The organism is Rickettsia endosymbiont of Thecocarcelia acutangulata (genome assembly GCF_964263195.1).
Taxonomy (GTDB): domain Bacteria; phylum Pseudomonadota; class Alphaproteobacteria; order Rickettsiales; family Rickettsiaceae; genus Rickettsia; species Rickettsia felis.
Window position 1 is genome coordinate 1,085,923 of the sequence record NZ_OZ181652.1, and the last position, 15,425, is coordinate 1,101,347.

Sequence of the window (15,425 nt, forward strand, 5' to 3'; positions counted from 1 at the left end):
ATAGCACGAGATTGCTTCGTCAAAATTTTCAATTTTTTCTCGCAATGACGAAAAAACTGACCTAGTAACAAAGCTAAAAACAAGAATTTATAAATTGGTTTAATATGACACAAGAAAAAAAGAAATTTGATGCCGAGGTTGGCAAGATTTTAAATTTAATGATTCACTCTCTTTATAGTAATAAAGAAATTTTTATGAGAGAGTTAATTTCCAATGCTTCGGATGCTTGCGATAAATTACGTTATTTATCTCAAAGTAATAGTGAATTAACATCAGGCGATAGCAACTTCAAAATTACGGTTAAAGTTGATAAAGATAAAGGACAGATTATTATCCGTGATAACGGTATCGGTATGAATAAAGAGGATTTGATTGAAAATCTCGGTACTATTGCAAGATCAGGTACGGCAAATTTTCTTAAAAGCCTTTCTGGTGATTCTAAAAAAGATAATATGCTAATCGGTCAGTTTGGTGTTGGATTTTATTCAAGCTTTATGGTAGCTGATAAAGTGACTGTAACTTCAAGAAAAGCCGGGGAAGATAAAGTCCATGTTTGGGAATCGGACGGGCTTGGCGAGTACATTGTTTCAGATTTGGACAAAGAATTCACAAGAGGCACGGAAATCGTTTTACATATCAAAAAGGAAGAAGATACATTCCTTGATCATTTTAGATTAAAACACATCGTTAAAAGCTATTCCGATCATATAGCAGTACCGATATATTTCTTTGATGAAGCCGGTAATAATGAAATCCAGCTTAATTCAGCTTCTGCATTATGGACAAGACCGAAATCAGAAATTACGAAAGAACAATATAAAGAATTCTACAAAAGCCTATCTTATGCCGTTGATGACCCTTGGATAACTATGCATAATAAAAACGAAGGAGCTATAGAATTTACTAACTTGCTTTTCATTCCATCGAGCAAAACATTCGATTTATTCCATCCTGATCGCAAAAGGCGTGTAAAATTATATATAAAAAGAGTATTTATTTCCGATGAGAATATAGATTTAATTCCTTCATATTTAAGGTTTTTACGAGGTGTGGTTGATTCAGAAGACTTACCGCTGAATATTAGCCGTGAGTCATTGCAACATAATAGTGTACTTGAGAAAATCAAGAATGCTATTACAAAAAGAGTGCTTTCAGAGCTTAGAAAAAAGAAAGAGGAATCACCTGAAGAATATAATAAGTTTTGGGCTAATTTCGGTGGTGCTTTAAAAGAGGGTTTATGTGAGGCTACTACCAACCATGAAAAATTATTAGAGGTATGCATATTCAGAAGTGCCTTGCATAATAAAATGATTAGCCTTGACGAATATATAGCAGGATTTAAAGAGGGGCAGAATACTATATATTATTTAAGCGGGGATAATCCCGATAAATTACTTTCAAGCCCACAAATCGAAGGACTACTTAGTAAAAATATCGATGTATTACTTTTTACCGATACAGTGGATGATTTTTGGGTAAATGTTAATAGCGAATATAAAGGACATGCTATTAAATCAGCAACAAGAAGCGATATCGATGTAGAGCAAACTACTTCACAATCTGAGGAGGAAAATGCAGATAGTAAAAAATCCGATGACGAATATAAATTGCTAACCGATTATTTTAAAGAGACGCTTGGGGAGTTAGTAAAAGAAGTTAAGATCTCTAAAAAACTAACCTCAAGCCCTGCTTGTCTTGCCGTTAGCGAAGCTGCTATGGATATTCGCATGGAGAGGTTTTTGATTGAGCAGAAACAAATAGCTGCTGCATCTGCCAAAAATTTAGAGCTAAATCCTAAAAATAAAATCATAGAGAAAATCTTTAACGACTTAAAAGCAAATAATAAAAATAATGAAGAATTGGTTAATCTAATATTTGATCAAGCCTGTATTTTAGAGGGCGAACCGGTTGCTGATACCGGTGCATTTTCAAAGAGATTAAACGATATTGTACAAAAAGCTATATTATAACTTTAAACTTTTTAAATTTTAATGTAGAATGGTTGCTGAGATATCGTCATTGCAAGGAGAATTACATAGTAATTCGACGAAGCAATCTCAGGATATTTGACGAGATTGCCACGCAAGTACTACGACTGCTCGCAATGACGGGTATACAATTCACATAAAAAACTTCAAACAAATAATAGTTCTAATGTCTTATTACGATACTATATTTAGCAAACATATAGACAAAATTAAGAGCGAAGGAAGATATCGAGAATTTAAAGCCTTAAAAAGACAAGCCGATAATTTTCCTTTTGCAGAACACGCTAATAAACAAATAGTTATGTGGTGCATTAATGACTATTTGGGTATGAGTAAACATGCAAAAGTAATGCAAGCTTCTATAGATGCCTTGCTAAAATACGGTGTTGGATCAGGCGGAACTCGCAATATCGGCGGTAATAATATTGCCATTCTTGAGCTTGAGAAAGAACTTGCAGATTTACACAAAAAGCAAGCAGCTTTAGTTTTTACATCCGGTTTTGTTGCAAATGATACAACGCTTGCAAGTCTTGCTAAAATCATGCCAGATATAGTATTTTTCTCCGATGAGCTAAATCATGCTTCAATAATTGCAGGAATTACAAGTTCAAGAGCCGAGAAATATATATATAGACATTTAGACGTTAAGCATTTAGAAGAGCTTTTACAATCAGTCGATATTAATAGACCGAAAATTATTGTTTTTGAATCGGCTTACTCTATGGACGGTTTCTTCTCACCCATCAAAGATATAATCAACTTAGCCAAAAAATATAATGCTTTAACCTTTATCGATGAAGTTCATACGGTCGGTTTATACGGTAAACATGGAGGCGGTATTGCCGAGCTTCTTAATTGTAGCGATCAAATCGATATTATTCAAGGTACACTTGCCAAAGCATACGGCACTATCGGCGGTTATATCACTAGCAACCATAATTTAGTCGATGCTATAAGGCTAACCGCTCCAGGATTTATTTTCACTACTTCATTACCGCCGGTAATTTCTACCGCTGCAACGCATAGTATTAGACACCTTAAAGAATCGAATGAAGAACGAATAAAACATCAAGAAGTAGTTACAAAACTTAAAAATTCTTTTGAAAATTTTAATATACCTTATTTGAAAAATGAAAGTCATATAGTGCCGATAATTATCGGTGATCCGATTAAAGCAGCTAGTGCCTCAAATATGCTCCTTAATAAATACGGTATTTACGTTCAACATATCAATTTTCCAACCGTACCGAGAGGTACGGAACGCCTCCGAATCATCCCAACCCCTGCCCATACCGATAAAATAATCAATGATTTATCTATAGCCTTAGTGCATATATTTGCCGAACTTGACATAGAATTATCTTCTACAAAAGAACTAAACGAAGAAGTACGCTTGAATCTTATTGCTTAACGCCATTGTGAGGAATTTGTAACTTTGTTGCATGGTTCGTTTTATGTCATTCCCGCGTGGCCTTGTTGCGTGGATCAATTTCACCTCTGTCATCCCGTGGCTTAACCACGGTATCCAGTTAAAAATACTAAAATATTAGTATTTTTAGTTGTTTTACATTAGACCTCTTCGGAAACTCTACTTCTAGGGGTAATTTGTACGTCAATCCGATGCTTGAATCCTCACGTACGTTTGTGTACGCTGCAGTTCTGTGCTTCGTGTCTCCTTCAAATTCTTCCCTATAAGCGAGTTTCCGAAGAGGTCTATTATCGGTTAAAATTTATTTACAGATAGCCTCTAAGATATAACCCTTTAAATTCTTTTTAAAAAATAAAATTTACCCCCTAAATGCCTCATTTCTATATAATTTAAAAAACAGTTGTATTTTTATACCACTATAATATTAATTCTTTTATTTCTATATAATTGCTTGTTTACTTTGGAGAATTTATAATTTATTATCTTGTATGATATTCAATTAAATTTTTAAAGCTAACTCAGATAAAGAACAAACGAGTAATAACAAAAAAGAAAACAAGTTAGTACTAAAAATATTGACTACGTCTAGTCTCTTAGCTCATGACAATATCAATCTTTATTTAAAAATGTCTAAAAAATTAAAGTGAAATGAATTTTAACTTAATATAATTACCGAATATGTCTTTTTTTAACCGCAAAATTGCAATTATTAAATTTCTCAAATCTAATCCAGGGAAAGAGTTTACGGCTATTGAAATAGCAACATGGCTAGTTAACACATATCCTAAAGAGGCTGAACAAAAAGAGAAAATGAGCAGAAATAAAAAGCTACTTAAGATTACTAATAAGGCAAAGAGAAAGCAGTTTATTATAGGGTTATATAGTAATGAGTTTACTTTAGGCTTTCGTACGTCTTTACAGAAAGCAGAACCAGGAATTAAAATAACTGCAGGTCCTAAACCTAAATATTGTTATGTTGATAAGGTAATTAATTATGAATTTACGATTCATGAAGAATTTGATCTTAAGTCCATAATTATTAAGTTTCTTAAGGATAATGCCGGAAAAGAGTTTACTGCTTCTAAAATAGCCGTATGGATAGTTGGAGCATATTCTCAAGCAGCAACACGAAAAGTGCAAGCAAGTAACGATAAGCTATTAATGAGCGTTAACAAGATGAGTAATACAAAAGAAATAGCTATACTTTTGTATAAAAAGGAAATAAAAACACTATTACGTACAACCATACCAAAAATAGAACCGAACATTAAGATGATAAAAAAAGGGCATTTGACTAAATATTGTTATGTTAATAATACTGATAGAACGGTTAATTATAATGAGGTATATTATAAAAAATTTGATCGTAAAACTGCAATTATTGAGTTCCTTAAAGCTCACCCAGGCAAGGAATTTAGTAATTCTCAAATAGCCGAATGGATTATTGATAATTATCCTAAAGAAATAGAACAAAAAGTACAAACAAGCAACGACAAACGATTACTTAGCACTAAGAATAAAGAAGCAGAAAAAAAAGCTATCATAAAGATTTACGGACACGAATTAAATAGGTTATTACATAATATATCAGAAACAGAACCGGACATTAAGATAATAAAAAAGAGGACTCGAACTAGATATTGTTATATTAATAATGTCAATCCGATATTTGATATATCAGAAGTTATTAAAGCCCTTGAAGAGCAAGGGTTTACTGCTACAAAAATTGTTCAATTGCTGTTAAATGCTAAGTCTAATAAGTCTAAATAGTTAGTGATTTACTATGACACAGTTAACAATACCTAATCCTAATGGAATTTTATAAAAACTATTGCATATTTCGGCTCATTAGTTTATTTTGATTAGCAAACTATGTACAGAATTAATGGATTATTAAAATGGGAATTACCGTATTAAAAAACGAAGGATTGGATTTTCATGCAAGAATCTCTACTCCTTTAAGTGAGATAGATGACGATATTCAAAAAGAATTACTTAATTTAACCAAAAAAGTTAAAATAGCAGGTTTTAGAGCCGGTAAAGTACCGGTTTCAATTGTTAAGAAAAAATACGGTACTTCCGTCAGGAATGATATAATAGAAAGAAGAATTAACCATTCGGTAAATCACGTTATTAAAGAACATAATCTAAATATAATCGGTAGACCCAAAATTGAAGAATTGCAAAACGAACCCGATAAAGCTTTAGAATTTACCGTAAAAATAGAGCTATTACCTAAGATTACTATTCCGGATTTAAAGAAAATCTCACTAGATCGTCCAAAATTAGAAGTAAACTCTAAAGATGTTGAAGAACAACTAGAAAAACTTGCTGCATTAACAAAAAGCTATACTAAAGAAAGTAAAGCAAAAATAAAAGACGGAGATCAGGTTACTATTGATGCAATCGGATACATCAAGGATGAAGCTTTTGAAGGCGGTAAATTAAATGATTTTAAGGTAGTAATAGGTAGTAATGCACTTATTCCAGGTTTTGAGAGACAATTAATAGGTTCTAAAACAGGTAGCGAAGTAGATGTTAATGTTACTTTTCCTGAAAATTACCATGCTAAAGATTTAGCAGGTAAATATGCTCGTTTTGCAGTACAAATTAAAGCAGTACATACTGCAGAACCTACCGTTATTGATGAGGAGTTTGCTAAAAAATTCCAAAGTAATAGCCTTGAAGAATTGCGTACACATTTTGCTAAACAAATAGAAAACGAATCGGAAGAAGCTATTAATACTATAATGAAAATGAACTTATTTGATAATTTAGAAAAATTGTTAGATTTTGACGTACCGGAATCTTTATTAGAGCAAGAAAAAGATATTCTAAAGTCCGAAACCGATAAAAATGACCAAGATGAATCATTATTAAAAGATAAATCCCCTAAAGAAATAACAGAATATTATAATAAATTAGCCCTACGCCGTGTGCGAATAGGCTTATTACTTGCTGAATACGCAAAATCTAAAAATTTGCAATTAGAGCCTGATGATTTAAGGAAAGTTATTATACAACAAGCACGTAATTTTCCTGGGCAGGAAAATATGATATTTGATTTTTATAAAAATAATCCTAGAGCAATTGAAGGACTTAAAGGTCCTGCCTTAGAAGATAAAGCTGTACAATATATATTTAATAACGAAATAAAGCTTAAAGAAAAGAAATATACTAAGGAAGAGCTAGAGAATATCTAGAGGCAGAAGAGCAACGTATTACTTTGATTTAAGCTTTATTAATTGTCATTGCGAGCAGTTCGTAGCACTTGTGTGGACCGGCAAAACCAACTGTGTCACCCCGTGGCTTGACCACAGGGTCCATAAAAATAATAAAAAATACTAATAATTTTAGTATTTTTAATTGGATCCCGTGGTCAAGCCACGGGATGGACAGAGGTAAAATTGATCCACGCAACAACGCCTTCCTGCGAAAGCGGGAATCCAGCATAAAGCGAGATAACCTCCGCTTTTAATTTTAAAAATTTGCTGTATTTATACTTTTTTTTGGATTCCTGCTTTCGCAGGAATGACATCGGTATTCACGCAGGCAATGCCCGTCTTTCTTAGCTCCGGCAATATATTACTCCTGATTTTTTATAGTCTTTAAAGCTAGTTTAACTATTTTATTTACCCCTAGATTAGTGTAGGTAGAGATAGGAAAAACTTCTTTATTAGTAGCTTTCTGCAACTCATTTATTTTTTCTTGTATTTCCTCATCGGTAAGAACATCACATTTATTAAGACATATGATTTCGATTTTATTTTTTAGATAATCGGAATATGACTCAAGCTCAAGACGTACTGTATTATAATCTGCCATTACATCATTACTAGAGCCGTCTATTAAATGTATTAATACATTACATCTTTCTATATGCTTTAAGAATTTATCGCCAAGACCGTGACCTTGATGAGCCCCCTCAATTAAGCCGGGAATATCGGCTATAACAAACTCTTCGTCATCAACATACACCACTCCAAGATTCGGCACTAAAGTAGTAAAGGGATAATCGGCAATTTTAGGCTTAGCTGCCGTTACAACCGATAAAAAAGTAGATTTACCAGCATTCGGCAACCCCACAAGCCCAACATCAGAGAGGAGTTTTAAGCTTAAATGAATCCACATTTCTTCAGCAATTTCCCCTTCCGTACGCTTTCTTGGAGCTTGATTAACCGACGTTTTGAAATGACTGTTACCAAGACCGCCGCTTCCTCCTTTAATTATTTCAAAGCTTTGGTCATCCTCAGTGAAGTCATGCAATAATATATTGCCGTCCTCGGAAAAGATTTGAGTACCGAGGGGAACATCAAGAACTAACGATCTTCCTGATTTACCGCTTCTATTTGAACCTTTACCGTTTTCACCGTTTTCTGCGGTAAAATGCTGTTTATATCGATAATTTACTAGCGTATTAAGATGATGATTGCTCCTAAAAATAACACTGCCACCACGTCCACCGTCACCGCCATCCGGTCCGCCTCTATCAATAAATTTCTCACGATGGAAACTAACACAGCCATTGCCGCCGTTCCCACCTTTTATATATATTTTAACTTCATCAATAAAATTCATTATATACCTCTGTGTCATACCGTGGCTTGACCACGGTATCCAAAAAAATACCAAAAAATGTACGCCTTGAACTGCTTTTCTAGATACCGCAGGTACAAGCCACGGTATGACACAGCGGGTTTTACCTCTCCCCGATACCCTTATACTCTCTATGTACATAACCGGTGTAAAGCTGTCTAGGTCTGCTGATTTTTTGTTCAGGGTCTTCGTGCATTTCTTTCCATTGTGCCATCCAGCCTACTGTTCTTGCTATTGCAAAAAGTACCGTGAACATTTGCGATGGTATACCCATAGCTTTATAGATAATACCTGAATAAAAATCAACATTTGGATATAATTTTCTCTCAATAAAATATTCATCTTTAAGAGCGATAGCTTCAAGTTCTATTGCTATTTGCAAGAGTGGGTTGTTTTCTAGCTGTCCGAGTTCCTTTAATACTTCTTTGCAGGTTTCTTTAAGTACTGCGGCACGCGGGTCATAGTTTTTATAGACACGATGACCAAAGCCCATCAACCTAAACGGATCATTTTTATCCTTAGCTTTAGCTATATATTTAGGAATATTCTCAGAACTACCGATTTCTTTAAGCATATTTATTACCGCTTCATTAGCCCCGCCGTGAGCAGGTCCCCAAAGTGAGGCAATCCCTGTACTTACGCAAGCAAAAGGGTTAGCCCCGGATGAGCCGACAATTCGGACTGTTGAAGTAGAAACGTTCTGCTCATGGTCAGCATGCAAAATAAATATTTTATTAAGAGCATTTTTTATTATTGGATTTACTTTATATTTTGTACAAGGCGTTGCAAACATCATATGCAGAAAATTTTCAGTAAAATCTAACGAATTATCAGGATAAATAAACGGTTGTCCTATAGAATATTTATAAGACATTGCGGCGATAGTTGGTATCTTAGCAATCATTCTAATAGCGGTAAGTTCGTAGTCTGCTTCTTTAAAATTCAGTAAATCAGGATAAAATGCCGAAAGAGAACCAACAGCCGCAAGCATAATAGCCATAGGATGAGAAGAACTACAAAAGGTTTGAAATAAATAGTGTAATCTTTCATTCACTAATGAATGATGAGCAACCTGTTTAGTGAAATTATTATACTGCTCGATGCTTGGTAATTCTCCATAGATTAGCAAATATGCCACTTCTAAAAAATCACTTTTCTCGGCTAAATCTTTAATGTCATATCCTCGATGTCGCAAAATTCCTTTATCACCGTCTATATAAGTGATAGTAGACTGACAAGAAGCAGTAGACATAAAGCCCGGGTCATAAGTAAAACAATCGGCTTCCGAAGATACCCTGCTTATATCGATTACATCCTCACCAATACTTGCTTTAAGTATAGGTAATTTAAATATTTTTCCTCTGATTTTTAATTCGGCAAATTCTGAATCATTATTATTTTCATTGGTCATATGGATATACCCTTTGTTGTTATATATCAATATAACCTTAATTTCAGAAAATTAGAAATTAATTATTATTTATGAGGATTTAAAAATTTTCTTTGATATCTTGCTCAGCTTACAAGATTAGACTTCTTGCATAACCTATCTTATAAAGAGGAATTTGAAGGAAACACAGAACGCAGCACCACAGCGTATATAAATATACGTGAGGATGCGAGTACCGGATTGACGTACAAATTACCTTTAGAAGGAGGTTATGCAAGAAGTCTATTAATGAAAAATTATAATTAGACATTGGATTTTAACTGCTCTTTAAAAAAATCACGAATATCTTGTAACGCTTTTTCTCCTGGAATTAATTTACCTTCAGCAGCTTGGTCTAAACCAATCTGTATTTCGTGATTAAGCCATGTTTTATAATTTTCAAACTGAGCATTTTGAGAAATATTTTCAGATTTGACCATTAAACGTAATGCTGCTCTTATAACTTCACTTGAAGAATGGTAAAAGCCGCTTTCTACCTGTCTATTTACATATTTTTCAAGTTCAGGAGTTAAAGAAACATTCATAATATTACCTTTAGAATAGCAATAATTGATATTAGCATAACATTATATGTTATTTCAAGAAGATTTAAGCTTAAATTTTTTTAGCTAACGAGCAAACCTGTATTCACCAAATACTCCTTAATCTTTAGTAAATCATACCAAGAGGTGCGTTTTTGCATAGGTTGGCGTAATAAATAAGCAGGATGGAAAATTGCCGTAGTTTGGATAGGAGCAGATAGATATTTATTGGTATAAAAATAATATTCTTGTCTAATTTTAGTAATACCCGAATTTTTTCCAAGTAAGCTAGTTGCAGCCGTGCTACCGACTAGAATAATTAGCTTCGGGTTAATAAGAGCAATATGTTTCTCGACAAACGGTCTACAAATATCGACTTCTTCGAGTGTTGGCTGTCTATTAGCGGGAGGACGCCAAAATACCGTATTAGTAATATAAGCGTTATTTTTCCGTGAAATTCCGATAGCGTGCAGCATATTATCAAGTAAATTGCCGCTTTCGCCGCAAAAAGGTATTCCTTTCAAATCCTCAGTACTTCCGGGAGCTTCGCCTATTAACATAATTTTAGCTTCCAAATTACCATCACCGAAAACCGTATTAGTAGCAAATTTCTTAAGTTCACAACCATTAAAATTTAGTAGAGATTCTTTTAGTTCTTCGATATTATTAGCTTTATCGGCAAGAGCTCTTGCTAGAGTTATATTATCATGAACTTTATCATTCATATTGAATGCAGTTTCTTTTGTAGACATAAGTTTTACTTGTGGCTTTTCAGTTAGTTCAGTATTATTACATACCTTTAATTTCGGCAGGTGTTCAGAGCAGTAATATTCAACACCGATTGCACTTAACCATTTAAGCATATTATTCATTATCTTAAAATAAAATATGTTAACATATAATGTACCAAACGAACTAAATAATATAAGACTCGATAAAGCTTTATTACATCTTTTTAAGAATGTACAGGGTAATTCAGAAAATTTCAGACAAGATGAATTTCAAGGCGAGCCTGCGGAGTGTATATTAATACGTGAGCACAGGAGAGACCTGCAAAATTCGCTTGTATCAAGTTTTCTGAATTACCCTGTTTCTAGAAACCAAATCCAAAAAGCTATTAAGAATTCGCAAGTACTAGTTAATGATGTAATTATTTCTGATCCTGATGTTTTGGTCAAGGAGAATGATGTTATATTATTTTCTTTTAAAGAACCTGAAGAGCTAAAAATTGCAGCAGCAAATATAGCACTTGATATAATTTACGAAGATGATGATTTGATAGTAATTAACAAAGCGACAGGTATGACGGTACACCCAGGGGCAGGACATCATGACGATACGCTTGTTAATGCATTACTTTATCATACGAAGAATCTATCGGATATAGGTTCAGCAGAAAGACCAGGGATAGTGCATCGTTTGGATAAAGATACTACGGGCTTAATGGTAGTTGCTAAAAATAATAAAGCACATATGCTACTTGCAAATCAGATAGAACAAAGGCAGGTAATACGGAAATATAAAGCGTTAGTTTGGGGAGTAATTAATCCGCTAGAAGGATTCATTAAGAATAATATCGGTCGCAGTAGAGTAGACCGCCAAAAAATGACCATATTAAAATATGGCGGTAAAGAAGCCGTGACACATTATAAAACTCTAGAATTGTTTCACAAGGGTACTATTAGTATGGTGGAGTGCAAACTTAGTACCGGTAGGACTCATCAAATTAGGGTACAGCTAAGCCATTTAAAGCATTCCGTAGTCGGTGATCAAACTTATGGTAATAACGACCGAAAAATTGCTCATTCCCTGCCTGAACTAAAAGCAAAATTAATTGATTTTAAACGCCAAGCCCTGCATTCTTGGTATTTAAGTTTTACTCATCCGACTAGTAATGAAATTATGGAATTTTCTTGTGAGTTGCCAAGGGATATGGAGGAGATTATAGCCACCAATGCATTGCACAAATTCATTGAACTTAAGAAACAAGCTTCTTTGGATAGTATAGAAGATATTTTAGAGATGAGAAATCTAGGTAGAAAATGAGAACTTGACATAAATTGTATTACAACTATAATTACATCATGTGTTTATAATTGTAATACTTAAGAGTTATGTCTGCACTTACTGTAAGATTACCCGATGATTTAGCCGAGGAAGTAACTAAAAGGGCTAAAAAACTTCATATTTCACGTAGTCAGTATATTAGAAGATCTATTGAAACTATGAATAAAAGCCTATATGAGCAAGAAAGGAAAGAAAAATTATTTGCAATTAGTATGCGTACAAGAAAAGAAAGCATGAAAATAAATTCTGAATTTTCTAATATAGAACATGACCCTAAAAATTAATCTCGGAGAAATTTGGCTTGCCGATTTAAATCCTAGAGTTGGTAGTGAGCTTGGTAAAACAAGACCTGTATTGATTATTCAAGATCAAGTATTATTGGACGCAAAACATCCTTCTACTTTAATCATTCCGCTAACAACTAATTTAATAGACGATGCTTTCCCTTTACGAATTCGTATTAAAGCTCATAATAAATTAGAAAGAGATTCAGATCTTTTAATAGACCAAATACGTAGCATAGATAATAAACGCTTAATTCTAGGGCCTCTAACTACTTGCAGTCCTATCATTATGCAAACAATATATAAAGCAATATTAGAAGTTATAGGAGTTGGACCTGTTCCGTGCAATATTCTATAAAACAAGTCTTGAGTAAAGCATCAGATAAATTAAATAAAATAGGCATCAATTTACCGCAATTAGAAGCACGAATCCTACTACAGCATATTATAAATAAACCTATTGAGTATTTGCTTATTAATCTTGATGAGCAGTTAAATGAAGTTGAGATAGAAGCTTTTGAAAAACTGTTAGAGAGAAGATTAAAGCATGAACCCATAGCGTATATTACAGGCGTTAAAGAATTTTACTCACGTGAATTTATCGTTAATAGGCATGTGTTAATTCCAAGAAGCGATACTGAAGTTTTGGTAGATGTTGTGTCTCGATGTCATTCCCGCATAGGCGGGAATCCAGAAAAAAAGCGACTGGATCCCCGCTTTCGCGGGGATGACATAAGAGAAACTTGCAATGACGAATACACAAAAATCCTCGAACTCGGTACAGGTAGCGGCTGTATTGCTATAAGTCTATTATGTGAGTTACCGGATGCTAATGTAATTGCAACTGATATCAGTCTTGATGCTATAGAAGTTGCTAGAAATAATGCTCTAAAATATCACGTAACGGATCGAATTCAGATTATTCACAGTAATTGGTTTGAAAATCTAGGAAAGCAAAAATTTGATGTTATAGTTAGCAACCCACCATATATATCACACAGTGAAAAATCAGAGATGGCAATTGAAACAATCAATTATGAACCGTTTATTGCTTTATTTGCTGAAGAAGATGGCTTGCAAGCTTACCGCATAATTGCTGAAAATACAAAAAAATTCTTAAAACCAAACGGTAAACTAGCATTAGAGATAGGCTTTAAACAAGAAGAAGCGGTAACCCAAATTTTCTTAAGTAATGGTTATAATATTGAAAGCGTTTATAAGGATCTACAAGGTCACAGTAGAGTAATATTATTTTCTCCTATTAATCTCAATCGTTCATATGCAAGGCGAATCGGTAAAAGCTTATCAGGGCTGCAACAAAATTTATTAGATAACGAACTACCGAAATATTTATTTTCCAAAGAAAAGCTTATTGATGAAAAACGTAAAATCTTTTTAGAAATAGGTTTTGGTATGGGTGAGCATTTCATTAATCAAGCTAAAATGAATCCTAATGCCCTTTTTATTGGGGTAGAGGTATATTTAAACGGAGTTGCAAATGTTTTAAAGCTTGCGAGTGAGCAGAATATCACAAATTTTTTATTATTTCCTAACAATTTAGATTTTATATTAAACGATTTACCAAATAATAGTTTGGATGGAATTTATATTTTATTTCCCGATCCATGGATAAAAAATAAACAAAAAAAGAAACGTATTTTCAATAAAGAACGGCTTAAGATTTTACAGGATAAACTAAAAGATAACGGTAATTTAGTATTTGCTTCCGATATCGAAAATTATTTTTATGAAGCAATAGAGTTAATAGAGCAGAACGGTAATTTTAAAATTATGAATAAAAATAATTATTTAAAGCCGCATGATAATTATGTAATTACCAAATATCATCAAAAAGCTACTCAAGCGAATAGAATACCGAGATTTATAATTTTGCAGCACGTTTCAGGCGATCATTAATTGCAGCTCCTATATTCACTCGAGGTATAGGAGCAACTGCTATACCTTTTACATCATGAACTGCCGCATAATCATCAAGTATTCTTAAATAAGCGTAAAGATTTGCAGCAGCTTCTATAAGTTCACCTTTAAGGCTTAGGTTTAATGAAAATTTTCCCGTAAGATTACTATCGCCAAAATTTAATCCAATTTCTCTATCCTCTAAATTTGTAGCATTTAATCTAACCGGCACATTAGGAGAATAGTGCTTTGCAAGCATTCCAGGAGCTTTTACAACGTCATTCACAAAGCTTGATACAAGCGAATTTTGCAGGACTCGTCTGTGCTCACGTACTAATGTACGCTGTGCAGACTCGCCCTTAAATTCATCTTGTCTGAAGCTTTGTGAATTTAGCTGTACGTCATTTGTTACTTTAAAAACTTTTACCCCAAGTAACTCTTCTAAAATTTCAGCAGTTATAAACCCTTCTCTTAATATAGTAGGATTAATCGTTGTAGTATCAATTATCGTTGACTCTAAACCATATTCAGATTGGTAGATTTCAGGAGCTAAGATAAAAATCTCTTCATTATCTGAAAAGTGTCTTGTAACATGCTCGTTATTTGTTGGACTAATATAGTTTGAAGGATTGGCACTTGGGGCGGCTATAGGTACACCTGATTGTCTGATAAGTTCTAATGCTAGCGGATAAGACGGTATCCGAATCGCTATTGTATTAAGCCCTGCCGTTACACTAGGAGCAATATTTGCATTCTCTTTTAAAGGGACAACTATAGATAATGGTCCAGGCCAAAATTTTTCTGCTATTTTTGTAGCTAAATCATTAAACTTTCCTATTTCCTTTGCTTGCTCTATGGAGGAGACATGCACAATAAGCGGATTAATAGCAGGGCGATTTTTAAACTGAAAAATCTTTAAACAAGCTTCGTTATTTGTAGCATCCGCTCCGATTCCATAAACTGTTTCGGTTGGAAATACTACCACTTTACCGGATTTTATAAATTGAACTGCTTTACTGAACATTAATTTAGTTATTTTGGTTTTTACTAATTCAGTGTCATCCCGTGGCTTGACCACGGTATCCAGAAAACAAAAATATCAATAATTATTGATATTTTTAACTGGATCCCGTGAATAAATCACGGGATGACAGAGGTAGAAGTGATTCACAC

10 protein-coding genes and 5 pseudogenes are annotated in these 15,425 nt (G+C 33.6%); 9 read left to right on the plus strand and 6 right to left on the minus strand.

Annotation, left to right across the window (positions count from 1 at the left end; genetic code table 11):
* The first annotated feature begins 104 nt into the window (after positions 1-104).
* The 4 genes and pseudogenes from htpG to tig all read left to right on the plus strand — a co-directional run bounded on the left by htpG (position 105) and on the right by tig (position 6,652).
* Positions 105-1,970, plus strand: coding sequence for a molecular chaperone HtpG (htpG, locus tag ACE38Q_RS05910; RefSeq protein ID WP_500190457.1), 1,866 nt, complete (start codon positions 105-107; stop codon positions 1,968-1,970).
* Positions 1,971-2,154: 184 nt separating this feature from the next.
* Positions 2,155-3,399, plus strand: a complete 1,245-nt coding sequence (gene hemA, locus ACE38Q_RS05915; RefSeq protein ID WP_500190459.1) for a 5-aminolevulinate synthase — start codon at positions 2,155-2,157, stop codon at positions 3,397-3,399.
* Positions 3,400-4,095: 696 nt separating this feature from the next.
* On the plus strand, positions 4,096-5,187 hold the full coding sequence (locus ACE38Q_RS05920; RefSeq protein ID WP_500190460.1) for a hypothetical protein: 1,092 nt from the start codon (positions 4,096-4,098) through the stop codon (positions 5,185-5,187).
* 128 nt (positions 5,188-5,315) lie between these two features.
* A pseudogene (gene tig, locus ACE38Q_RS05925) lies at positions 5,316-6,652 on the plus strand (trigger factor).
* 350 nt (positions 6,653-7,002) lie between these two features.
* Here the strand turns inward: tig and obgE are convergent.
* Entirely contained in the window at positions 7,003-7,995 is a 993-nt protein-coding gene (obgE, locus tag ACE38Q_RS05930; protein ID WP_500191345.1) for a GTPase ObgE, read from the minus strand.
* Between the two features lie 121 nt (positions 7,996-8,116).
* Complete coding sequence (locus ACE38Q_RS05935) at positions 8,117-9,424, minus strand: citrate synthase (RefSeq protein ID WP_500190462.1); 1,308 nt, start codon at positions 9,422-9,424, stop codon at positions 8,117-8,119.
* A gap of 126 nt (positions 9,425-9,550) precedes the next feature.
* Here ACE38Q_RS05935 and ACE38Q_RS05940 point away from each other — a divergent pair.
* Positions 9,551-9,700, plus strand: a pseudogene (locus tag ACE38Q_RS05940) (palindromic element RPE1 domain-containing protein); the annotation flags it as partial.
* A gap of 5 nt (positions 9,701-9,705) precedes the next feature.
* Here ACE38Q_RS05940 and ACE38Q_RS05945 read toward each other — a convergent pair.
* A complete protein-coding gene (locus tag ACE38Q_RS05945; RefSeq protein ID WP_500190464.1) occupies positions 9,706-9,987 on the minus strand; it encodes a type II toxin-antitoxin system ParD family antitoxin in 282 nt (93 codons plus the stop codon).
* An 80-nt stretch (positions 9,988-10,067) separates the two neighbouring features.
* Positions 10,068-10,856 (minus strand): uracil-DNA glycosylase family protein, encoded by a 789-nt coding sequence (locus tag ACE38Q_RS05950; protein WP_500190466.1) that lies wholly within the window; start codon positions 10,854-10,856, stop codon positions 10,068-10,070.
* A 217-nt stretch (positions 10,857-11,073) separates the two neighbouring features.
* On the opposite strand from ACE38Q_RS05950, the pseudogene ACE38Q_RS05955 reads away from it, so the two are divergent.
* The 4 genes and pseudogenes from ACE38Q_RS05955 to trmB form a co-directional block, all read left to right on the plus strand.
* Positions 11,074-12,030 (plus strand): annotated as a pseudogene (locus tag ACE38Q_RS05955) (RluA family pseudouridine synthase); the annotation flags it as partial.
* A gap of 68 nt (positions 12,031-12,098) precedes the next feature.
* The gene (locus tag ACE38Q_RS05960; protein ID WP_500190469.1) at positions 12,099-12,335 is read left to right on the plus strand and encodes a ribbon-helix-helix protein, CopG family; all 237 of its coding nucleotides are present in this window, start codon (positions 12,099-12,101) and stop codon (positions 12,333-12,335) included.
* Positions 12,319-12,693: a type II toxin-antitoxin system PemK/MazF family toxin gene (locus ACE38Q_RS05965; RefSeq protein ID WP_202069477.1), complete on the plus strand. Its 375-nt coding sequence runs from the start codon at positions 12,319-12,321 to the stop codon at positions 12,691-12,693. Before ACE38Q_RS05960 ends, ACE38Q_RS05965 begins: the two co-directional genes overlap by 17 nt.
* Complete coding sequence (gene trmB / locus ACE38Q_RS05970; RefSeq protein ID WP_500190471.1) at positions 12,678-14,252, plus strand: bifunctional peptide chain release factor N(5)-glutamine methyltransferase PrmC/tRNA (guanosine(46)-N7)-methyltransferase TrmB; 1,575 nt, start codon at positions 12,678-12,680, stop codon at positions 14,250-14,252. The genes ACE38Q_RS05965 and trmB overlap by 16 nt, the downstream gene beginning before the upstream one ends.
* Here trmB and ACE38Q_RS05975 read toward each other — a convergent pair.
* Together ACE38Q_RS05975 and ACE38Q_RS05980 are read right to left on the minus strand one after the other, a co-directional pair.
* Positions 14,218-14,523: pseudogene (locus ACE38Q_RS05975) on the minus strand (Sua5 family C-terminal domain-containing protein); the annotation flags it as partial. The gene trmB and the pseudogene ACE38Q_RS05975 sit on opposite strands and share 35 nt — an antisense overlap.
* Positions 14,524-14,655: 132 nt before the next feature.
* Positions 14,656-15,276 (minus strand): annotated as a pseudogene (locus ACE38Q_RS05980) (L-threonylcarbamoyladenylate synthase); the annotation flags it as partial.
* Positions 15,277-15,425 lie beyond the last annotated feature (149 nt).